Raw genomic sequence first — 21,134 nt, forward strand, 5'->3', positions numbered from 1 at the left:
CCGCCGTGGCCGCCGGCGGCGCCCGGGTCACCGGCCGGGCTGGCGGGGGGCGGCGGCGGTGATGTTCGAGCGGGCCGTCCGTCCGGTGCTGTTCCGGATCGGTGGCGGGGACGCGGAGGCGGCGCACGAGTGGACACTGCGGCGGCTCGCCGCCGTGGCCCGTGCGCCGCTGGCCCTCGCGGCGCTGCGGGCCCGCTACGCGGTGCGCGCCCCGCGCACCGTGTTCGGGGTGGAGTTCCCCAACCCGGTCGGTCTGGCGGCCGGGATGGACAAGGACGGCGTGGCGCTGCCCGCCTGGCCGGCGCTGGGCTTCGGCTTCGTCGAGGTGGGCACGGTGACGGCGCACGGGCAGCCGGGCAATCCCCGGCCCCGGCTGTTCCGGCTGCGCGACAGCGAGGCCGTGGTGAACCGGATGGGCTTCAACAACTCCGGTGCGGCGGCCCTCGCCGCGCGCCTCGCGGCGCTGCCCCGGCCACTCGGCGTCCCGCTGGGCATCTCGCTCGGCAAGTCCAAGGTGACCCCCCTCGAGGACGCGGTCGAGGACTACCTCGCCTCGTACCGTGCGCTGCGCGGGCACGGCGACTACTTCGCGGTCAACGTCTCCTCGCCGAACACGCCGGGCCTGCGTACCCTCCAGGACCGCTCGCACCTGGACGCGCTGCTGGCGGCGCTGGTGGGGGAGAGGCCGGTGCTCGTCAAGATCGCCCCGGACCTGACCGAGCCGGCGATCGCCGAGTTGCTGGAGGTCTGCCTGGCCCGCGGCGCGGCCGGGGTGATCGCCACGAACACCACCCTCGCGCGGGACGGCCTGGCCCCCGCCGACCGGGCGCGCGGCGCGGAGACCGGTGGCCTCTCCGGCCGGCCGCTCGCGGTGCGGGCCCGGGAGGTGGTCTCGTTCGTCCACCGGGAGACCGGCGGGCGGCTGCCGGTGGTCGGCGTCGGCGGCCTCCTCGACCCGGACGACGTGGCGCGGATGCTCGACGCCGGCGCCAGCCTGGTCCAGCTCTACACCGGGTTCATCTATCGGGGTCCGGCGCTGGTCCGCGCCGCGGCCCGCACGTCGGCGCCGGCGCGGTGACCGGCCGGACGCGGACCGCCGGCCTCGGCGGGCGGTCCGCGCCGGCTGATCGACGCTACCGGCCCGCTGCCGCGGTGTCGCGCGCCCGCGGGACGACGACGTCGCCGACGGAGGGGGATCACGCCGGCGGGGGTGACGCCCACGGTCCGTCCCGCCGCGCGGTCCCGACTTCCCGGGCAATCCGCCCGTCCCCGGGCGCGCCGAGGCCCCCAGGGGGCTGCTGCGCGCCGGGGACGGGTCGACCGGGGTCCACACCACCGCCACGGGGTTCCGGACCGTTCTGGGAGCGCCGTGGGCCGCGGTGTGGGCCGGCTCGTCCGGCGGCCTCGGCCGTACCGGCGGCGAGCGGACGCGAGCGGCCGTGGGGGCGGAGAGTGCCGGCGTTCGCGGGACGGCGCGCGGGGCCCGGCCGGGCCGGTGGACCGGCGGGGTCACGGGGCCGGCGGGCAGACGTACGCGGCGGCGGGGATCGCCCGGGCCGTGCGGAAGTGTGATGGCGAGAGGAGACGATCGGATGGAGACCTTCGGCGCCCGGTTGCACCGGGCCGTGACCGAGCGGGGACCGCTCTGCGTGGGGATCGACCCGCATCCGGGACTGCTAACCCGCTGGGGGCTGGCGGACGACGTCGACGGCCTCGACCGGTTCGCCCGGACCGTCGTGGACGCCCTCGGTGACCGGGTTGCGGTGGTCAAGCCTCAGTCGGCCTTCTTCGAGCGTTTCGGTGCCCGAGGTGTCGCGATTCTTGAGTCAACTATCCGACAGTTACGGGACCTCGGCTCGCTCGTTCTCCTCGACGTCAAGCGCGGCGACATCGGGTCGACGGTCCGCGCGTACGCCGAGGCGTACCTTGATCCATCCAGTCCGCTCTATGTCGACGCCCTGACCGCCAGCCCCTACCTGGGAGTAGGTTCACTGGCCCCCATGTTCGAGCTGGCCGCCGAGCACGGCGGCGGCGTCTTCGTGCTGGCGCTCACCTCCAACCCGGAGGGGCCGGCGGTGCAGCACGCGCGCACCGTCGACGGTCGGACCGTCGCGCAGACCGTAATCGACGAGATTTCCCAGCTCAACGCGGGTGCGGAGCCGCTCGGCAGCATTGGGCTGGTGGTCGGCGCGACGATCGGCGAGACCGGTCACGACCTGTCCCGGGTCAACGGTCCGCTGCTCGCGCCGGGCCTCGGCGCCCAGGGCGCGAGCGCCGCGGACCTGCGTACGGTCTTCGGCGCGAGCCTGCCCGCGGTGCTCCCGTCGTACTCCCGGGAGGTGCTCGGCGCGGGCCCGGACGTGGCCGCGCTGCGCGCCGCCGCGGACCGTGCGCTGGCCGACTGCCGGGCCGTCCTGGCCGCCGCCGGCTGACTGACGGCTCGGTCACTTTGCGAAGATCATCGCGCGCCCACGTTGCCGAAACGTCCGGCGACCGCTAGTTTTCCCCGCGCTGGGAACCACGGACCCCTTGGTTCACAGCGACACCACGTTTCACAGATGCGGCGGTGCGTCCCGCCCGTCGCTATAGGGACCTGAGGAGAACTGGTGCCGCTCCCGTCACTGACCCCCGAGCAGCGCGCTGCCGCGCTGGAGAAGGCCGCGGAGATCCGCAAGGCCCGTGCTGAGCTGAAGGAGCAGCTCAAGCAGGGCAAGACCACCCTCGGAGCCGTTCTCGAGCGGGCCGAGTCCGACGACGTCGTGGGCAAGCTGAAGGTGTCGGCCGTCCTGCAGGCGATGCCGGGCATCGGCAAGATCCGGGCCACCCAGATCATGGAGAAGCTCAAGATCGCTGACAGCCGCCGCCTGCGTGGCCTCGGCGAGCAGCAGCGCAAGGCACTGCTTGGAGAGTTCGCCGCCAACTGAGCATGGCAGCGTGTAGAAACAAGCAGTGAGCACGGAAGGCGAGACGCGCCCGGCGGCTCGGCTCACTGTCCTGGCCGGCCCCTCGGGCGCCGGCCGGGAGAGTGTCGTCGAGCTCGTCCGGGCGCGCTCGCCCGCCGTGTGGAGGCCGGTGCCGGCGACCACCCGGCCGCGGCGCGACGGCGAGGTCGACGGCGTGGACAAGGTCTTCCTGACCCCCGCCGAGTTCGACCGGCTGATCGCCCAGGGCGGCCTGCTGGAGTGGTCCCGGGCCGGCCCCCACCGACGGGGCACCCCGTCCGAACCCCTGCGCTCGCGGCTCGCCGCCGGCCAACCGGTGCTGCTGCCGCTCGACACCCCGGGCGCCCTGGCCGTCCGGGAGCGCCTCTCCGACGCCCGGCTGGTGCTGCTCAGCCCGCCGGGGCGCCGGTTGGACCCGGCCGTGACGGCCGCCTTCGATCTCGCCCTCACGCACGACCTGACCGATCGCGTCGCAGATGAGCTGGTAGGCTTGTTCGGTTCTTCTTATCCGACTCCGGCCGGCCCGCGCGTGCGGGGTTAGAAACCCCCCGCGTGTGAGCGGTCCGGAGTCGGCCGCGGTTCACGCCGGAGTCGGCCGCGGTCGCCAGTCAGCACCGCGTCCGCGCGGTTCGACAGACGCAGAGGTTATTCGTGGGAAGCATCGCCACCAACCCCGAGGGCATCACCAACCCGCCGATCGACGAGCTCCTCGAGAAGACGACGTCGAAGTACGCCCTGGTCATCTTCGCCGCGAAGCGGGCCCGCCAGGTCAACGCGTACTACAGCCAGCTCGGTGAGGGCCTGCTGGAGTACGTCGGCCCGCTGGTCGAGACCACCCCGCAGGAGAAGCCGCTCTCCATCGCCATGCGCGAGATCAACGCCGGCCTGCTCACCGCCGAGCCGACCGACCAGCCGTAACCCGCCGCACCGCGATGTCCGCCGGGATCGTCCTCGGGGTCGGTGGCGGCATCGCCGCCTACAAGGCGTGTGAGCTGCTGCGGCTCTTCACCGAATCGGGCCACCGGGTCCGGGTCGTGCCGACCGCGTCGGCGCTCCGCTTCGTCGGGGCGCCGACCTGGGCGGCCCTCTCCGGCCAGCCGGTCGCCGACGACGTCTGGTCCGACGTGCACGAGGTGCCGCACGTGCGCCTCGGCCAGCAGGCCGACCTCGTGGTTGTCGCCCCGACGACCGCCGACCTGCTCGCCAAGGCGGCGCACGGCCTCGCCGACGACCTGCTCACCAACACTCTGCTCACGGCCCGCTGCCCGGTGGTGCTGGCGCCCGCCATGCACACCGAGATGTGGGAGCACCCCGCCACCGTGGCCAACGTCGCCACGCTGCGCGCTCGGGGCGTACTGGTCATCGAGCCCGCCGTCGGCCGGCTCACCGGCGTCGACACGGGCAAGGGCCGCCTGCCCGACCCCGCCGAGATCTTCCGGGTCGCCCGGCGCGTGCTGGCCCGTGGCGTCCACGCCCCCACCGACCTGGCCGGCCGGCGCGTCGTGGTCACCGCCGGCGGCACCCGCGAGCCGCTGGACCCGGTGCGCTTCCTCGGCAACCGCTCCTCCGGCAAGCAGGGCTACGCGTTCGCCCGCGCCGCCGTGGCGCGCGGCGCCCGGGTCACCCTGATCTCGGCCAACGTCTCCCTCGCCGACCCCGCCGGCGTCGACCTGGTCCGGGTGGGCACCACCGAGGAGCTGCGGGAGGCCACGCTCAAGGCGGCCGTCGAGGCCGACGCGGTGGTGATGGCGGCGGCTCCGGCCGATTTCCGCCCCGCGGTCTACGCGCCTGGCAAAATCAAGAAGGCGGACGACGGCAGCGCGCCCACCATCGAGCTCGTCACCAACCCGGACATCGCGGCCGAGCTCGGCCAGCGCCGTCGCCCCGAGCAGGTGCTGGTGGTGTTCGCGGCGGAGACCGGCGACGCCGAGGCCAACGGCCGGGCCAAGCTCGCCCGGAAGCGGGCCGACCTCATCGTCATCAACGAGGTGGGGGCGGACAAGGTCTTCGGCGCCGACACCAACGCGGCGACCGTCATCGGCGCGGACGGTTCGGTCACCCGGATGCCCGAACAGTCCAAGGAGGACCTCGCCGACGGCGTCTGGGACCTCGTCGTGACACGGCTGGCAGGTCGCTGACAAGAGTGAGACGGGCTGTGACCGGCTCCGCCGCCACCGACGGTGGTGACTAGACTTCCGCGGAACGACTTTCACACGCTTAGGAGTGCCGTGACACGCCGCCTCTTCACGTCCGAATCGGTCACGGAAGGCCACCCGGACAAGATCGCAGACCAGATCAGCGACGGCATCCTCGACGCGTTGCTCGCCGAGGACCCGCGCAGCCGGGTCGCGGTGGAAACCATGATCACCACCGGCCAGGTGCACATCGCCGGTGAGGTCACCACCAAGGCGTACGCGGACATCCCGACGATCGTCCGCCGGACCATCCTCGACATCGGCTACGACTCGTCGAAGAAGGGCTTCGACGGGGCCTCGTGCGGCGTGAGCGTCTCCATCGGCGCGCAGTCGGAGGACATCGCCCAGGGCGTGGACAACGCCTTCGAGCTGCGTACCGGTGCGTCGGAGAGCGCGCTGGACGCCCAGGGCGCCGGCGACCAGGGCATGATGTTCGGCTTCGCCTGCTCCGAGACCCCGGAGCTGATGCCGCTGCCCATCGCCCTCGCGCACCGGCTGGCCCGTCGCCTCGCCGCGGTACGCAAGGACGGCACGATCCCCTACCTGCGCCCGGACGGCAAGACGCAGGTCACCATCGAGTACGAGGGGCTGCTCCCCGTCCGCCTCAACACGGTCGTGGTGTCGAGCCAGCACGCCGCGGACATCTCGCTGGACTCGCTGCTCACCCCGGACATCCGAGAGCACGTCATCGCCCCGGAGCTGGAGAGCCTGGGCCTGGACACCGAGGGCTACCGGCTGCTGGTCAACCCGACCGGCCGCTTCGAGATCGGTGGCCCGATGGGTGACGCCGGCCTGACCGGCCGCAAGATCATTGTCGACACCTATGGCGGTTACGCCCGCCACGGCGGCGGGGCGTTCTCCGGCAAGGACCCGTCGAAGGTGGACCGGTCGGCCGCGTACGCGATGCGCTGGGTCGCCAAGAACGTGGTCGCGGCGGGCCTGGCCGAGCGGTGCGAGGCGCAGGTCGCGTACGCGATCGGCAAGGCGCACCCGGTCAGCCTCTTCATCGAGACCTTCGGCACCGAGACCGTGCCGGTGACCTCGATCGAGAAGGCCGTCCACGAGGTCTTCGACCTGCGCCCGGCGGCCATCATCCGGGATCTGAACCTGCTCCGACCGATCTACCAGCAGACCGCGGCGTACGGCCACTTCGGCCGGGAACTGCCCGACCTGACCTGGGAGAGCACCGACCGGGCCGCCGACCTCAAGTCGGCCGCGGGAGCCTGACCGGCACCAGGCGCAGCGACCGGCGACCCGCCGACGGGTCGCCGGTCGCTCGTGTCTGCGTCGACGTCCCCCTGGCCCACCTGGACCGCCCCTTCGACTACCTCGTCCCGGCCGCGCTCGACGAGCAGGCGGTGCCGGGGGCGCGGGTGAAGGTCCGCTTCGCCGGGCAGCTCGTCGACGGGTGGCTGCTGGAGCGGGTCGCGCACTCGGACCATCCCCGCCTGGCCTACCTGGAGAAGGTCGTCTCGCCGGAGCCGGTGCTCTCGCCCGAGGTGGCGCGGCTGGCCCGGGCGGTCGCCGACCGGTACGCCGGCAGCCTCGCCGACGTGCTCCGGCTCGCCGTCCCCCCTCGGCACGCGAGGGTGGAGAAGGAGCCGCGGCCGGAGGCGACGGCCGCCCCGGCGGTGACCGGGCCGTCCGCGTCGGCCGTCCCGGCCGTCGAAGCGGCCTCGGGGGTGTCCGGTGCGCCGCCCCAGCCGGCTCCGTCCGGGCCGGCACCGTCCGGGTCGGTCCCGTCGGGCTCGGTCCCGTCCGGGTCGGCCCCGCACGGGCCGGGCCCGTCGGCGTCCGGTGCGCCGCCCGTGCCGGCCGGGTCCGGTCCGTCGGCCGGGACCTCCGTGGCCGTCCTGCCCGAGCGCGCCGCCCCCGCGCCCGCCCCGCGGTCGCCCGCCACCCGGCCGGGACCGGGCGGGTGGCCGGACTACCCGGCCGGACCGGCCTACCTGCGCGCCCTCGCCGACGGGCGGGCGCCCCGCGCGGTCTGGTCGGCGCTGCCCGGGGAGGACTGGGCAGCCCGCTACGCCGAGGCGGTCGCCGCGACGGTGGCCGGCGGCCGGGGCGCCGTCGTGGTGGTCGCCGACAACCGGGACCTCGACCGGCTCGACGCCGCGGTGGCCGCCGCGCTCGGCCCGGGGCGGCACGTCAGCCTCTCCGCGGCGCTCGGCCCCGCCCGGCGCTACCGGGCCTTCCTCGCCGCCCGGCGCGGCGACGTGCCCGTGGTGATCGGCACCCGCGCCGCGATGTTCGCCCCCGTCGATCGGCTGGGGCTCGTCGCGATCTGGGACGACGGCGACGACCTGCACGGCGAGCCGCGGGCTCCCTACCCGCACGCCCGGGAGGTGCTGCTCACCCGGGCCCAGCTCGCCGACGCCGCCGCGCTGGTGGGCGGGTACGCCCGCACCGCCGAGGCGCAGCTGCTGCTGGAGACCGGCTGGGCGCGCGAGGTGGTCGCCGACCGGGCCACCCTGCGGGCGCGTACCCCGGCCATCGCGCCGACCGGCGACGACCCGCAGCTGGCCCGCGATCCCGGGGCGGCCTCGGCGCGGCTGCCCAGCCTGGCCTGGACGGCCGCGCGCGACGCGCTCCGCGCCGACCTGCCGGTGCTGGTCCAGGTGCCCCGCCGCGGCTACCTGCCGTCGGTCTCCTGCGCCGACTGCCGCACCCCGGCGCGGTGCCCGCACTGCGCCGGCCCGCTCGGGCTGCCCTCGGCGAGCGCCCCGCCCGCCTGCCGGTGGTGCGGCCGGGTCGCCGCCGCGTACGCCTGCCCGGAGTGCGGTGGGCGGCGGCTGCGGGCCGCCGTCACCGGCGCCCGGCGGACGGCCGAGGAGCTGGGGCGGGCGTTCCCCGGCGTGCCGGTACGCACCTCGGGCCGGGACGAGGTGCTCGCGACCGTGCCGGCGGGAGCCGGTCTGGTGATCGCCACCCCGGGGGCCGAGCCGGTCGCCGAGGGCGGCTACGGGGCCGTGCTCCTGCTCGACTCGTGGGCCCTGCTCACGCGGGCCGACCTGCGCGCCGGCGAGGAGGCACTGCGCCGCTGGCTGACCGCGGCGGCGCTGGCCCGGCCGGCCGGCGCCGGGGGCCGGGTGGTGGTGGTCGCCGACGGCGGGCTCGCCCCGGTGCAGGCGCTGCTGCGCTGGGACGCCGGCTGGTTCGCGGCCCGGGAGCTGGCCGAGCGGCGTGAGCTGGGTTTCCCGCCGGCGGTCCGGATGGCCAGTGTCACGGGGCTCCCGGCCGCCGTGGCGGACCTGTTGGGCGAGGCGCGGCTGCCGGAGGAGGCCGAGGTGCTCGGGCCGGTGCCGGCCGACGGCGAGCGCGAGCGGATGCTGGTCCGGGTCCCGCGCGCCCGGGCGGCGGCGCTGGCGGGCGCGCTGCACGCCGCGGCGGGGGCGCGCAGCGCGCGGAAGGCCGCCGACCCGGTTCGTCTCCAGGTCGACCCGCACGACCTCTTCTGAGGCGGTGACCTGGTCTTCCGACGGGTGGGCCCGGCCCGGCGTCGCACGCCGCGTGCGGCGGGGGGCCGACGGGACAGTGGTAGCATCGCCCGTCATGCCGGGCTCACGGCGGCGCAGCCACGATACGGCGCCGGCCCGTGCCAAGGACGATGTCGATCAGCCGGTGATCAGGGGTGGGCCAGTCGTGACCGTTCGTCAGTCGATCGTCTTCAACGGTGACCTCGGCAGCGGCAAGAGCACCGTGTCGGTGGAGATCGCCAAGCGGCTCGGGATGCGCCGGGTCAGCGTGGGTGACCTCTACCGGCAGATGGCGCAGGAGCGGCAGATGACCGCCCTGCAGCTCAACCTGCACGCCGAGCTGGACCAGGCGGTCGACGGCTACGTCGACCAGCTCCAGCGCGACATCGCCGCCTCCGGCGAGTGCCTCGTCATGGACTCGCGCCTGGCCTGGCACTTCTTCACCGACGCGCTCAAGGTGCACATGATCACCGAGCCGGGTGAGGCGGCCCGCCGGGTGCTGGCCCGCCCGTCCGGCCCGGCCGAGAGCTACACCTCGCTGGAGGAGGCCAAGGCCAAGCTGCGCGAGCGCAGCGAGAGCGAGCGGAGCCGGTTCCTGGTCCGCTACGGCGTCGACAAGGCCCGGCTGCGCAACTACGACCTGATCTGCGACACCACCCGGGCCACCCCCGACGAGGTGATCGAGCACGTCGTCGCGGCGTACGAGGGGAAGCTCGGCGCCGAGGTGCTGCGCGACGAGCCGCCATTGCTGCTGCTCGACCCGGCCCGGGTCTACCCGACCGAGGACATCGCGACCCTGCGCGGGCTGTGGGACTCCGAGTTCGTGGACGAGGTGGCCGGCGCCGGTGACGAGGCGCTGGAGCCGCTGCGGATCGGCTACACCGGCGAGTACTTCTTCGTCGTGGACGGGCACCGGCGGCTCAGCGCCGCCCTGCAGAGCGGCTTCCACCTGGTGCCGGCGCGGCTCGTGGCCGAGGTCGACGAGCCGGTGGTCGGCGGGATGAGCGCGGTCGACTACTTCGCCGCGCAGGTCCGCCCCGGCCTCGTCTACGACTGGGAGGCCGCGCACGGCATCCAGCTGCCGCTGCCCGAGCACGCGCTGCTCGGCGGGGACGCGGTGCTGGCCGGCGAGCCGGGCCACGGCGCCTGACCCGCCCGCGGCGCTCGCGCCGGTGACGGCCGCGCCGTACGCGCGCACGGGCCGGCGCCGGATCGCCGCGGCACCGGATCGGGGGCGTGATGAAGTCCCTCGGTCCGCCGGGCGGGAGGCCGGCGGTGGACGCTGCCGAGGCTTGGCGCTGCTGCCGTCGCCGCGGCGGCTGACCCTGCGTGGCTACGAGACCCTGCCGGTGACTCTCGGCACACCGGTCCCGGCCGATGGCGGTACGCGGGCCGGGGCCCGCCCCGGCACTCCGTAGACTGGTACGGCCCCGATCATCCATCCCGCGAAGGAGTCGTCCCGCGTGACCGTCCAGCCCATCCGTCTGTTCGGGGATCCGGTGCTGCGCACGCCGGCCGATCCGGTGGTCGACTTCGACGCCGAGCTGCGCCGGCTCATCGCCGACCTCACCGACACCATGCGTGAGCAGAACGGCGCCGGCCTGGCCGCTCCGCAGCTCGGGGTGGGCCTGCGGGTGTTCACCTTCGACGTCGACGACGTCCTCGGCCACCTGGTCAACCCGGTGCTGGAGTTCCCCGACGAGGAGGAGCAGGACGGGCCCGAGGGCTGCCTCTCCATTCCCGGCCTCTACTTCGACACCAAGCGCCGGCAGAACGTGATCGCCAAGGGCTTCAACGGCTACGGCGACCCGGTCCAGATCGTCGGCACCGGGCTGATGGCCCGCTGCGTGCAGCACGAGACCGACCACCTCGACGGCGTGCTCTTCATCGACCGGCTCGACCAGGCCGGGCGCAAGGAGGCCATGAAGGCGATCCGCCAGGCCGAGTGGTACGACGCGGCCGCCCCGCCGGTGGTCAAGCTCAGCCCGCACGGCCCGGCCGCCAGTCCGTTCGGTCTGGGCGGGTGACCGGCCCGTGCGCGTGATCTTCGCCGGCACGCCGGCCGTCGCCGTCCCGTCCCTGGCCGCCGTGGCCGCCTCCCGGCACGAGCTGGTCGCCGTGGTCACCCGCCCCGACGCGCCCGCCGGGCGGGGCCGTGGCCTGTCCCGCTCCCCGGTGGGAGCGTGGGCTGACGAGCACGGCGTCGAGGTGCTCACCCCGGCGCGCCCGCGCGAGCCGGAGTTCCTCGACCGGCTGCGGGCGCTCGCGCCGGACTGCGTGCCGGTGGTGGCCTACGGGGCGCTGGTGCCGCCGGCCGCGCTGGAGATCCCCCGGCACGGCTGGGTGAACCTCCACTTCTCGCTGCTGCCGGCGTGGCGTGGCGCGGCGCCCGTGCAACACGCCGTGCTGCACGGCGACGAGGTGACCGGAGCCAGCGTCTTCCAACTGGAGGAAGGGCTGGACACGGGGCCCGTCTACGGCACCCTGACCGACGAGATCCGGCCCGGCGACACCTCCGGCGACCTGCTGGAGCGGCTCGCCGGGTCCGGCGCCGGTCTACTGGTCGCCGTCCTCGACGCGATCGAGGACGGCACGGCGCGGGCCGAGCCGCAGCCGGCCGACGGGGTGTCGCTGGCGCCGAAGCTGACCGTGGAGGACGCCCGGGTGCGCTGGACCGATCCGGCCTTCGCGGTGGACCGGCGGGTCCGCGCCTGCACCCCGGCGCCGGGCCCGTGGAGCACCTTCCGCGGTGAGCGGATCAAGCTGGGCCCCGTCACCCCCGTGCCGGACGGCCCCGACCTGAAGCCGGGGGAGCTGCTGGTGGAGAAGTCCCGGGTGCTGGTGGGCACCGCCACGACCCCCGTGCGGCTGGGTGAGGTGCGGGTCGCGGGCAAGCGGGCCATGCCGGCGACCGACTGGGCGCGTGGCGCCCGGGTCGCCGCCGGAGAGGACCTGGCGTGACGAGCCCCGGGCCGGCCCACGACGACCGGGCCGCCCGCAGCGGGCAGTCCGGCGGCCCGACGACGTCCGGGTCGCGCGACGACCGCGCCCGACGGGGGGACGAGCGGGGCGCTCCCCGGCGCGGCGACGGCCCCCGGGACGCACGCCGCCACGGCGACCGCAGCGGCGACCGCCGTCAAGGCGGCGCGCGGGGAAGCGCGCGCGGCGGCCGCCCGCCCGTGGACCGGCCGCGGCACGCGGCGTACCAGGCGGTCGCGGCGGTGCACCGCGACGACGCGTTCGCCAACCTGGTGCTGCCCGCGATCCTGCGTGAGGAGGGGCTGATCGGCCGGGACGCGGCCTTCGCGACCGAGCTGACCTACGGCACCCTGCGTCACCTCGGCACCCTCGACGCGATCCTGACCGCGGCCGCGGGCCGGGACGTGCAGCGGATCGACCCGCCGGTGCGCGACGCGCTGCGCCTCGGCGCGTACCAACTGCTGCACACCCGCGTGCCGGCGCACGCCGCGGTCTCCTCGACCGTCGACCTGGTGCGGGTGGTGGGCCCCGGCGCCACCGGCTTCGCCAACGCCGTGCTGCGGGAGGTCGCCGAGCGGGACGCCGACGCCTGGGTGGAGCGGCTCGCGCCGGACATGGCCACCGACCCGATCGGTCACCTCGCGCTGGCCTACAGCCACCCGCAGTGGATCGTGCGGGCTTTCGCCGAGGCGCTCGGCGGTGACCTCGGCGAGACCACCCGCCTGTTGATCGAGGACAACGAGCGCCCGCCCGTGCACCTGTGCGCCCGGCCCGGGCTGGTCGACCCGGCCGAGCTGGCCGACGAGGTGGGTGGCGCCCCGGGCGCCTTCTCGCCGTACGCGGTCTACCTGCCCGGCGGGGCACCGGGTGAGCTGGCGGCGGTGGCCGAGGGCCGCGCCCACGTCCAGGACGAGGGCTCCCAGCTGGTGGCGGCCGCGCTGGCGGCGGCGCCGCTGGACGGGCCGGACGGGCGTTGGTTGGACCTGTGCGCCGGTCCCGGCGGCAAGGCCGGGCTGCTCGGGGCAATCGCCGCCCAGCGCGACGCCCGGCTGACCGCCGTCGAGGTGGCCGAGCACCGCGCCCGGCTGGTCGCCCAGGCCACCCAGGGCCTGCCGGTGACCGTGCTGAACACCGACGGCCGCACCGTGGGCCGGGACCCGAAGCTGCCCGAGGACCACTTCGACCGGGTGCTGGTCGACGCGCCGTGCACCGGTCTGGGGTCGCTGCGGCGCCGCCCCGAGTCCCGGTGGCGGCGGCAGCCGTCGGACCTGCCGGCGCTGACCCGGCTCCAACGGGAACTGCTCGGTGCGGCGCTGCGCGCCGTGCGGCCCGGCGGGCTGGTGGCCTACGTGACCTGCTCGCCGCACACGGTCGAGACGCACGTGACGGTGACCGAGGCGGCCCGGCGGTCGGGGGTGTCGGTGGACTTCGTCGACGCCCGCCCGCTCCTGCCGGCCGGGATGCCCGGTCTGGGCGACGGCCCGACGGTGCAGCTGTGGCCGCACCGGCACGGCACCGACGCCATGTTCCTCGCGGTGCTCCGCCGCGGCTGACGCGTGGTGGTGGCCGTTCGGCGCGGAACGGCCATCCTCGCTGGCGCGGGGATCACGGCGCGGACGCCGCGGGGTCAGCGCACCGGGAGGCCCTTGCTGCCGGCGCCCTTCACGGAGCGGGTCAGGTTGCGGTCGCTGACCCAGAGGAAGCACTGGACGCCGCGGTCGCCGTTCTTCCACGCCTGCTCGAAGGGGTGGTAGAAGATCGTCCCGGCGCGGTACTGGAGGTCGGAGTTGTCCGGCACCTTCACGTACGAGGCGATCAGCTTGCGGCACGCCTTGTGGGTACGGAGCGTCGTGCGGCTGAACTCGGCGTACGTGATGTCGGGCGCCTGGTAGACGCCGACGAACTCGGCGTGGTGCTTCGCCCCGCAGGCCGCCGGCACCATCTCCTCGATCTCGTCCTTGACCAGCTTCGGGTTGAAGCAGGTGTGCGCCAGCTTCGAGCCGGCCTTCAGCGCGTCGCGCAGGCTCCCCTCGCGCTGCCGGACGCCCGGGTCGTCGAGGCTGGTGATCTCGCTGGCGTCGCAGCGGAACCAACGGGCCCCGCCGGTCCACGCCTGCGGGGCCGGGAAGACCACGGCCACGCCGAGCCGGCCGGTGCGCCACTCGGCGCCGACGGCCTTGCTGACCTCGCGGTCGCACTCGGCCCGCGCGGCGCGCATCCCGGCCGAACCGGCGGGCGGGGGCGTGTTCCGCTGCGCGTCGGCGCCGGAGAGGGTGCCCACGTGCAGCGTCTCGACCCGGTGCGGCTGGGCGCACTCCACCGGGTTGTACGCGCTGAGGTAGCCGACGTCCTGCACGGCGGTGTGGCAGACCCCCGCCTCGGGAACGAAGGCCTCGGCCGCGGCGAGGGCCGCCCAGTCGTCGGTGAGGTCCGTGTCGAGACCGGCCGGGGCGCACGCGGCGAGGCCGAGTGCCGCCACGGTGCCCCACACGGCCGCCGTCCACCACCGTCGCATCCGCCGACCTCCCCGTCGACCGTGGTCACGCCCACCGGCGATCGTCGACCGGTTGCGCCACGGCGCAGGAGCATACGGTACCGGCGCTCAGATCGCCGGTAGTCCCTGCGGCCCGACGCCCCGCATGGAGCGGGTGAGCTTCCGGTCGTCGCTCCACAGGAAACAGCGCACCCCCCGGTCGCCCTCCTCCCACTCCCGCTTCGAGGGCGGGTAGAAGATGGACCCCGTCCGGTAGGCCAGGTCGGCGTTGTCGGGCACCGCCGCGAAGGCGGCGATCAGCGACATGCACCGGCGGTGCACCGTGTCCGCGGCGGCGGTGAACTCCGCCCAGGTGAGGTTCCGCTCCGTGTAGACGCCCACGAACTCGGCGCGGTGCGGCTCGCTGCACAGCACCGGCGCCATGTAGTTGAGGTTTCCGCCGATCAGCTTCGGGTCGAAGCAGCGGTGGATGAGCGGCGAGTCGCCGATCAGCGCCCCGCGCAGGCTTCCGCTGCGGTTGACCGGGCGGGTGTTGTCGATGCTGTCGGTCTCGCTCAGGTCGCAGCGGAACCAGCGGGCGCCGCCGGCCCAGGCGGTCGCGGAGGGCACCGCGACGGTGAGGCTCAGGCGGGCGCCGTGCCAGTCGCCGCCGAGCATGTCCCGGACCTGCTGGTCGCACTCGGTGCGTGCGGTGCGCAGCGCCGCGGAGCCGGGCTCCGGCCGCCGTGCGGACGGCGAGGCGGTGAAGGTGCCGACGTGGACGACCTCGGCCACGTGGTTGCGCGCGCAGGCCACCGTCTCGTAGGTGGCGGCCTGCACGACCGTGGTGATGCGGGGCAGGCAGGCCCCGGCGGCGGGGACGAAGGGCGTGGGTGCCCGCATGGCGGGCCAGTCGTCGACCAGGTCGCCGTCCGGACCGTGCGGTCGCAGGCAACCGGTCAGCAGCACCGTCACGGCGCCGGCCACCGCCAGCGCCCCAAGCCACCGTCGCATCCTCCGCCCTTCCCGGGAACGGGTGACCACCGGCCTCGTCCGTGGCGGAACGTGCCGGGCGCGGCGTCGCGTCACCGTCCCCGTTGGAGTCTCGCCGGGTTCCCGCCGTTCGGCCAGTCGTCGATGTCGGCTCGTCCGGATTCGCCCACCCGGACCGGCCGATTCTGCACCACTGGTCACCGTCGCGTCACGGGGCGTCCCGGATCGTGCGGTGCCGCCGGCGACCGGAGGCGACGTTCGTACACTGACCCGGTGACCGTACCGCCGCCGATCATCGCGCCGAGCATCCTCGCCGCCGACTTCGCCCGCCTGGCCGATGAGGTCCGTGCCGTCGAGGACGCCGCCGACTGGCTGCACGTCGACGTCATGGACAACCACTTCGTGCCGAACCTGACCATCGGTCTGCCGGTGGTGCAGAGCCTGCGGGCGGCCACCCGGCTCCCGTTCGACGTGCACCTGATGATCGAGGACCCGCGGCGCTGGGCGCCCGGCTACGCGGACGCCGGGGCGTACAACGTCACGTTCCACGCCGAGGCCTGCGACGACCCGGTGGCGCTGGCGAAGGACCTCCGCTCGGCCGGCGCGAAGGCGGGGCTGGCGATCGACCGCGACACCCCGATCGAGCCGTACCTGGAGCTGCTGCCGAGCTTCGACACGCTGCTGATCATGACGATCAAGGCGGGCTTCGGCGGGCAGCGCTTCATCCCGCAGCTGCTCGACAAGGTGCGGGCGGCCCGCCGGCACGTGGCGACCGGCCACCTGGAGCTGCGGATCGAGGTCGACGGCGGCATCGCGGCCGACACCATCGCGCAGGCCGCCGAGGCGGGCGCCGACGCGTTCGTGGCCGGCACCGCCGTCTACGGGGGCGACGACCCCGCCGAGGCCGTCCGCCGGCTGCGGGCCCTCGCGGAACGCGCCACCCCCGGGGCCTGACGTGGACCCGGCGGGGGAGCGCCCGGACGTCATCCTCGTCGTCGACGACGACGAGGACATCGCGCGGTTCGTCGAGTTCAACCTCCGGCTGCACGGCTTCGAGGTGATCCACGCCAGCGACGGCCAGGAGGCGCTCGAGGTGATCGAGCGGCACCGGCCCGACCTGGCGGTGGTCGACCTCATGATGCCCCGCATCGACGGTCTGGAGCTGACCCGGCGGCTGCGTGCCGACCCGATGACCTCCGCCCTGCCGGTGATCATGCTGACCGCCAAGGGGATGACGGTGGACAAGGTGCACGGCCTCAGCGCCGGCGCCGACGACTACCTGGTCAAGCCATTCGACACCGCCGAGCTGGTGGCCCGGGTCAGCTCCACGCTGCGCCGCAACAAGGAGTTCCGGGAGGTGTCCCCGCTGACCGGCCTGCCCGGCAACAGCCGGATCCGTCGGGAGATCTCCGACCGGGTGCGCAGCGGCTCCGACTACGCCGTCGGCTACGTCGACATCGACCGGTTCAAGAGCGTCAACGACCGGTACGGCTTCGTCCGCGGCGACGACTTCATCTCGACCCTCGCCCGCAGCCTGCACCGGGCGGTGGTCTCGATCGGGCTGCCGCCGGCCTTCCTCGGCCACGTCGGCGGCGACGACTTCGTGATCGTCTGCACCCCGGAGCAGGTCCGGCCGCTGACCTCCCGCGCGGTGGTGGACTTCGAGACCGCGGCCGACTCGCTCTACGACCCGATCGACCGGGAGCGCGGCTACGTCGAGCTGAAGGACCGGCGCGGCAACATCCGGCGTGCCGCGCTCGTCACCCTCTCGATCGGGGTGTCCCTCTCCGACGCGGACAAGCGTTTCACCGACCCGCTGGAGGCGATCGCCGTCGCCAGCGAGATGAAGTCGGTGGCCAAGAGCCAGCCCGGGTCGTACGTCGCGGTGGACCGGCGGCGCGGGGTCACCTGACCCGGCGGACGCGGTGTGAAGTAGCTCGCCTCGGTGGCGGCACGGCCCCGTCGGCGTGTAAGACTTCCCGTGTACCCACCACGCGCTGGCGGGACTCGGTGTAATTCCGAACCGGCGGTGATCCACGGCGAAGCCCGTGGTCAGCCCGCGACCCGGTCGGCTCTGCCGCCCGGTGGACCTGGTGTGAATCCGGGGCCGACGGTTGGGGGCGGACGATCTCCGCGCCCAGACAGTCCGGATGGGAGACAGCGCGCGGGACGGACGGGTCGTGCCGACCGCTGAGCTCAGCGTGCCCGGCCGACCCTGCGGGTCGGCTCCGCCGTACCCGGATCTCCGCCGCCGCATGCCCGCGGCCTCATGGCCGATGCCTCCCGCCCCGCCCGCGCGCGACCGGCGAGTGAGAGGGCAGGGCAGGGCGAAATGGCAGGCGTCTCCGTGGACGAGGCGATGCGACGCGCGATCGAGCTCGCCGCGCGCGGGCTCGGCACCACCAGCCCCAACCCGGTGGTCGGCTGCGTGCTGCTCGACGCGGACGGCCAGGTCGTCGGGGAGGGCTTCCACGCGTACGCCGGTGGGCCGCACGCCGAGATCGTGGCGCTCGCCCAGGCCGGCGAGCGCGCCCGCGGCGGCACCGCGATCGTCACTCTGGAGCCCTGCGACCACACCGGTCGCACCGGCCCCTGCAGCCTCGCGCTCATCCAGGCCGGCGTCTCCCGCGTGGTGATCGCCGTGCCCGACCCGAACCCGGTGGCCTCGGGCGGCGCGGCCACCCTGCGCGCCGCCGGGGTCCGGGTGGACCTGGGCGTACGCACCCACGAGGCGGAGGCGGGCAACATCGCCTGGCTGACCTCCATGCGCCGCGGCTGGCCGTACGTCATCTGGAAGTACGCCGCGACGCTCGACGGCCGGTCGGCGGCGGCCGACGGCACCAGCATGTGGATCACCTCCGAGGCGGCCCGGATCGACGTGCACGCGCTGCGTGGCACCGTCGACGCGGTGGTCGTCGGGGTGGGCACCGTGCTCGCCGACGACCCCCGCCTGACCGCCCGGAACCTGCGCGACGGCAGCCTCGCCATCCGTCAGCCCCTGCGGGTGGTGGTGGACAGCCAGGGCCGTACCCCGGCCGACGCCAAGGTCCGCGACGGCGCGGCCCGCACCTGGATCGCCACCGCGGCGGAGGTCGGCGCCGGCCCCGACGGCGGCGTCGACCTGCCGGCGCTGCTCGCCGCGCTGCACCAGCGCGGCGTGCGGGCCGTGCTGTTGGAGGGCGGCCCGCGGCTGGCCGGCGCGTTCCTGGCCGCCGGGCTCGTCGACAAGGTGGTCGGCTACGTCGCACCCCGGCTGCTCGGCGCCGGCCCGGCCGCGCTCGTCGACGCCGGTGTGACGACCATCGCCGAGGCCATCGATCTGGAACTCATCGACGTTACGCAGATCGGTCCGGATCTGCGGATCACCGCGCTGCCCCGGAAGAGGGAGGGCTGACATGTTCACCGGCATCGTCGAGGAGCTGGGTGAGGTCGTCGGTGTGACGGCCACCGCCGGCGACTCCGCGCTGGTCGCCGTCCGTGGCCCGCTGGTCACGACCGACGCCCGGCACGGCGACTCCATCGCCGTCAACGGCGTCTGCCTGACCGTGGTGGACGTCGACGGCGGGGTCTTCACCGCCGACGTGATGGGGGAGACCCTGCGCCGCTCCGCGCTCGGCGCGCTGCGCCCCGGCGACCCCGTCAACCTGGAGCGGGCCGCCGCGCTGGGTAGCCGCCTCGGCGGTCACCTCGTGCAGGGGCACGTCGACGGCGTCGGCGAGGTGCTCTCCCGGGAGCCGGCGGCGCAGTGGGAGACGGTGCGTTTCCGGCTCCCCGCCCACCTGGCCCGGTACGTGGTGGAGAAGGGCTCCATCACCGTCGACGGCGTGTCCCTGACCGTGGCCGGCGTCGGGGGGGACTGGTTCTCGGTCGGCCTGATCCCCACCACGCTGAAGCTCACCACCCTCGGCGCCCGCGGAGCCGGCGACCCGGTGAACCTCGAGGTGGACGTGCTCGCCAAGTACGTCGAGCGGCTGCTCGGCGACCGGGCGACGACCGGCCCGGACACCGCCGCGGCGGGCCTCGGCGCCGGACCGCTCGGCGCTGCCGGCCCCACCGCCGGGCCGGCCGAGGCCGGCGGCGCGGACGGCGTCGCACCCACCGGTGAGGTGGCCTGATGCGCACGCTGCTCTGGCTGCTGGAGACCCGGGTGAGCATCGGTGGCTCGCCGGTGCTGCTGCGCGAGATCGTCGGCAACGTCTTCGGTCTGGTCTCCGCGCTGCTCGGCCTGCGCCGGTTGGTGTGGGCGTGGCCGGTCGGCATGCTCGGCAACGCGCTGCTGTTCACCGTCTTCCTCGGCGGGGCGTTCGCCACCCCGCAGGCCCACGACCTGTACGGGCAGGCCGGACGGCAGGTCTTCTTCTTCGTGGTCAGCGTCTACGGCTGGTGGCGCTGGTCGCGTACGCGCCGGCTCGGCACGGTGCCCGACCACGGCGCCGTGGCGCCCCGCTGGGCGAGCGGCCGGGAGCGGCTGGCCCTGCTCGCCGGCGCCGTGCTCGGCACCGCCGCCGCCTATCCCGCGCTGGCCGCGCTCGGCTCCTGGGGGCCGCTGCCGGACGCGTGGATCCTCGTCGGCAGCCTCCTGGCCACGTACGGCATGGCCCGCGGCTGGGTCGAGTTCTGGCTGATCTGGATCGCGGTGGACGCGGTGGGCGTGCCGCTGCTGCTGCGCGGCGGGTTCTACCCGTCGGCGGCCATGTACCTGATCTACGGCGCGTTCTGCGTCTGGGGCTTCGCCAGCTGGTGGCGGACGTCCCGGGTGCTCTCGCAGGTCCGCGCGCCGATCTCGCCGACCTACACGGAGGCTGTGGCATGAGCGCCTTTGGGAGCATCGAGCGGGCGATCGAGGAGATCGCCGCCGGCCGGCCCGTCGTCGTGGTCGACGACGCCGACCGGGAGAACGAGGGTGACCTGATCTTCGCGGCCGAGCTGGCCACGCCGGAGCTGCTCGCGTTCATGGTGCGGTACACGTCCGGCTACATCTGCGTGCCGCTCACCGAGAGCGAGGCCGACCGGCTCGACCTGCCGCCGATGCACCACACGAACCAGGACCGGCGCGGCACCGCGTACACGGTGACCGTCGACGCCCGGGAGGGCGTGACCACCGGGATCTCGGCCGCCGACCGGGCGCACACCATCCGGCTGCTCGCCGACCCGACCACCGGTCCGACGGACCTGGCCCGCCCCGGGCACGTGGTGCCGCTGCGCGCCCGTCAGGGCGGGGTGCTGCGCCGCCCCGGGCACACCGAGGCGGCGGTCGACCTCACCCGGCTGGCCGGCCTGCGCCCGGCCGGGGTGCTGTGCGAGCTGGTCAACGACGACGGCACCATGATGCGGGTGCCGGACCTGGAGAAGTTCTGCGCCGAGCACTCGCTGACGCTGATCACCATCGCCGACCTGGTCGCGTACCGGCGGCGGACCGAGAAGCAGGTCGAGCAGGTCGCCGACGCCCGGATGCCCACCGAGCACGGCGTGTTCCGCGCGATCGGTTACCGCACCACGCACGACACCGCCGAGCACGTGGCGATGGTGTACGGCGAGATCGGCGACGGGCAGGACGTCCTCGTCCGGGTGCACTCCGAGTGCCTGACCGGCGACGTCTTCGGTTCGCTGCGCTGCGACTGCGGCCCCCAGCTCGACGCGGCCCTCGCCCGGGTCGCCCGCGAGGGGCGCGGGGTGGTGCTCTACATGCGCGGCCACGAGGGCCGGGGCATCGGCCTACTGCACAAGCTCCAGGCGTACCAGTTGCAGGACCTGGGCCGGGACACCGTGGACGCCAACCTGGACCTCGGCCTGCCGGCCGACGCCCGCGACTACGGCACCGGCGCGCAGATCCTCTACGACCTCGGCGTGCGGTCGATGCGGCTGCTCACCAACAACCCGGCCAAGCGGGCGGGACTGGAGGGGTACGGCCTGACCATCACCGGCCGCGAGGGGCTGCCGGTGCGTCCCCACCCGGAGAACGTGCGGTACCTGCGTACCAAGCGGGACCGGATGGGGCACCTGTTGGACCAGTTGGACGAGGTCACCGAGGCGCCGGTCGGCCGGCTGCCCAACGGTGACGGGATCGGAGCGTAAC

The 21,134-nt window shown here is 74.9% G+C and carries 20 protein-coding genes and 1 riboswitch; of the genes, 18 read left to right on the forward strand and 2 right to left on the reverse strand.

Annotation, left to right across the window (positions count from 1 at the left end; translation table 11 throughout):
• Positions 1-58: 58 nt before the first annotated feature.
• The 12 genes from SM573_RS26750 (at position 59) to SM573_RS26805 (ending at position 13,145) form a co-directional block, all read left to right on the forward strand.
• Positions 59-1,078 (forward strand): quinone-dependent dihydroorotate dehydrogenase, encoded by a 1,020-nt coding sequence (locus SM573_RS26750; protein WP_474614817.1) that lies wholly within the window; start codon positions 59-61, stop codon positions 1,076-1,078.
• Between the two features lie 514 nt (positions 1,079-1,592).
• Positions 1,593-2,432, forward strand: a complete 840-nt coding sequence (gene pyrF, locus SM573_RS26755) for an orotidine-5'-phosphate decarboxylase (protein ID WP_474614818.1) — start codon at positions 1,593-1,595, stop codon at positions 2,430-2,432.
• A 174-nt stretch (positions 2,433-2,606) separates the two neighbouring features.
• Positions 2,607-2,924: an integration host factor, actinobacterial type gene (mihF, locus tag SM573_RS26760; protein WP_007458370.1), complete on the forward strand. Its 318-nt coding sequence runs from the start codon at positions 2,607-2,609 to the stop codon at positions 2,922-2,924.
• 25 nt (positions 2,925-2,949) lie between these two features.
• Positions 2,950-3,483, forward strand: a complete 534-nt coding sequence (locus tag SM573_RS26765; protein ID WP_474614819.1) for a nucleoside/nucleotide kinase family protein — start codon at positions 2,950-2,952, stop codon at positions 3,481-3,483.
• A gap of 110 nt (positions 3,484-3,593) precedes the next feature.
• The gene (rpoZ, locus tag SM573_RS26770; RefSeq protein ID WP_013285517.1) at positions 3,594-3,860 is read left to right on the forward strand and encodes a DNA-directed RNA polymerase subunit omega; all 267 of its coding nucleotides are present in this window, start codon (positions 3,594-3,596) and stop codon (positions 3,858-3,860) included.
• A gap of 14 nt (positions 3,861-3,874) precedes the next feature.
• A complete protein-coding gene (gene coaBC / locus SM573_RS26775) occupies positions 3,875-5,080 on the forward strand; it encodes a bifunctional phosphopantothenoylcysteine decarboxylase/phosphopantothenate--cysteine ligase CoaBC (protein ID WP_474614820.1) in 1,206 nt (401 codons plus the stop codon).
• A gap of 90 nt (positions 5,081-5,170) precedes the next feature.
• Positions 5,171-6,364 carry a methionine adenosyltransferase gene (metK, locus tag SM573_RS26780; RefSeq protein ID WP_474614821.1) on the forward strand — a complete coding sequence of 398 codons (1,194 nt, stop codon included), beginning with the start codon at positions 5,171-5,173 and terminating at the stop codon, positions 6,362-6,364.
• 71 nt (positions 6,365-6,435) lie between these two features.
• Positions 6,436-8,595 carry a primosomal protein N' gene (locus SM573_RS26785; RefSeq protein ID WP_474614865.1) on the forward strand — a complete coding sequence of 720 codons (2,160 nt, stop codon included), beginning with the start codon at positions 6,436-6,438 and terminating at the stop codon, positions 8,593-8,595.
• A gap of 184 nt (positions 8,596-8,779) precedes the next feature.
• Complete coding sequence (locus SM573_RS26790; RefSeq protein WP_474614822.1) at positions 8,780-9,763, forward strand: AAA family ATPase; 984 nt, start codon at positions 8,780-8,782, stop codon at positions 9,761-9,763.
• Positions 9,764-10,076: 313 nt separating this feature from the next.
• On the forward strand, positions 10,077-10,640 hold the full coding sequence (gene def, locus SM573_RS26795; RefSeq protein WP_474614823.1) for a peptide deformylase: 564 nt from the start codon (positions 10,077-10,079) through the stop codon (positions 10,638-10,640).
• A 7-nt stretch (positions 10,641-10,647) separates the two neighbouring features.
• Positions 10,648-11,574: a methionyl-tRNA formyltransferase gene (fmt, locus tag SM573_RS26800; RefSeq protein WP_474614824.1), complete on the forward strand. Its 927-nt coding sequence runs from the start codon at positions 10,648-10,650 to the stop codon at positions 11,572-11,574.
• A complete protein-coding gene (locus SM573_RS26805) occupies positions 11,571-13,145 on the forward strand; it encodes an RsmB/NOP family class I SAM-dependent RNA methyltransferase (RefSeq protein WP_474614825.1) in 1,575 nt (524 codons plus the stop codon). Before fmt ends, SM573_RS26805 begins: the two co-directional genes overlap by 4 nt.
• Positions 13,146-13,219: 74 nt before the next feature.
• Here the strand turns inward: SM573_RS26805 and SM573_RS26810 are convergent, their stop codons facing one another.
• Positions 13,220-14,107, reverse strand: a complete 888-nt coding sequence (locus SM573_RS26810; RefSeq protein ID WP_474614826.1) for a septum formation family protein — start codon at positions 14,105-14,107, stop codon at positions 13,220-13,222.
• Between the two features lie 87 nt (positions 14,108-14,194).
• A complete protein-coding gene (locus tag SM573_RS26815) occupies positions 14,195-15,079 on the reverse strand; it encodes a septum formation family protein (protein WP_474614827.1) in 885 nt (294 codons plus the stop codon).
• 252 nt (positions 15,080-15,331) lie between these two features.
• Between SM573_RS26815 and rpe the strand changes: the two genes are divergently transcribed.
• The 6 genes from rpe to SM573_RS26845 all read left to right on the forward strand — a co-directional run bounded on the left by rpe (position 15,332) and on the right by SM573_RS26845 (position 21,133).
• Positions 15,332-16,012 carry a ribulose-phosphate 3-epimerase gene (gene rpe / locus SM573_RS26820; protein WP_474614828.1) on the forward strand — a complete coding sequence of 227 codons (681 nt, stop codon included), beginning with the start codon at positions 15,332-15,334 and terminating at the stop codon, positions 16,010-16,012.
• 1 nt (position 16,013) lies between these two features.
• Positions 16,014-16,970, forward strand: a complete 957-nt coding sequence (locus SM573_RS26825; protein ID WP_474614829.1) for a response regulator — start codon at positions 16,014-16,016, stop codon at positions 16,968-16,970.
• A gap of 80 nt (positions 16,971-17,050) precedes the next feature.
• A riboswitch (FMN riboswitch) is annotated at positions 17,051-17,224 on the forward strand.
• 166 nt (positions 17,225-17,390) lie between these two features.
• Positions 17,391-18,452, forward strand: coding sequence for a bifunctional diaminohydroxyphosphoribosylaminopyrimidine deaminase/5-amino-6-(5-phosphoribosylamino)uracil reductase RibD (ribD, locus tag SM573_RS26830; RefSeq protein ID WP_474614830.1), 1,062 nt, complete (start codon positions 17,391-17,393; stop codon positions 18,450-18,452).
• Between the two features lies 1 nt (position 18,453).
• Positions 18,454-19,173, forward strand: coding sequence for a riboflavin synthase (locus SM573_RS26835; RefSeq protein WP_474614831.1), 720 nt, complete (start codon positions 18,454-18,456; stop codon positions 19,171-19,173).
• Entirely contained in the window at positions 19,173-19,871 is a 699-nt protein-coding gene (pnuC, locus tag SM573_RS26840; protein ID WP_474617326.1) for a nicotinamide riboside transporter PnuC, read from the forward strand. The genes SM573_RS26835 and pnuC overlap by 1 nt, the downstream gene beginning before the upstream one ends.
• Complete coding sequence (locus SM573_RS26845; protein ID WP_474614833.1) at positions 19,868-21,133, forward strand: bifunctional 3,4-dihydroxy-2-butanone-4-phosphate synthase/GTP cyclohydrolase II; 1,266 nt, start codon at positions 19,868-19,870, stop codon at positions 21,131-21,133. The genes pnuC and SM573_RS26845 overlap by 4 nt, the downstream gene beginning before the upstream one ends.
• Position 21,134: the final 1 nt, after the last annotated feature.

This window comes from Micromonospora xinjiangensis (assembly GCF_056150165.1).

Coding starts and splice junctions, on each gene's coding strand:
- pnuC (WP_474617326.1), top strand. CDS start 19,173: ATGCGCACGCTGCTCTGGCTGCTGGAGACCCGGGTGAGCATCGGTGGC.
- pyrF (WP_474614818.1), top strand. CDS start 1,593: ATGGAGACCTTCGGCGCCCGGTTGCACCGGGCCGTGACCGAGCGGGGA.
- SM573_RS26810 (WP_474614826.1), bottom strand. CDS start 14,107: ATGCGACGGTGGTGGACGGCGGCCGTGTGGGGCACCGTGGCGGCACTC.
- SM573_RS26845 (WP_474614833.1), top strand. CDS start 19,868: ATGAGCGCCTTTGGGAGCATCGAGCGGGCGATCGAGGAGATCGCCGCC.
- coaBC (WP_474614820.1), top strand. CDS start 3,875: ATGTCCGCCGGGATCGTCCTCGGGGTCGGTGGCGGCATCGCCGCCTAC.
- SM573_RS26835 (WP_474614831.1), top strand. CDS start 18,454: ATGTTCACCGGCATCGTCGAGGAGCTGGGTGAGGTCGTCGGTGTGACG.
- ribD (WP_474614830.1), top strand. CDS start 17,391: ATGGCAGGCGTCTCCGTGGACGAGGCGATGCGACGCGCGATCGAGCTC.
- SM573_RS26815 (WP_474614827.1), bottom strand. CDS start 15,079: ATGCGACGGTGGCTTGGGGCGCTGGCGGTGGCCGGCGCCGTGACGGTG.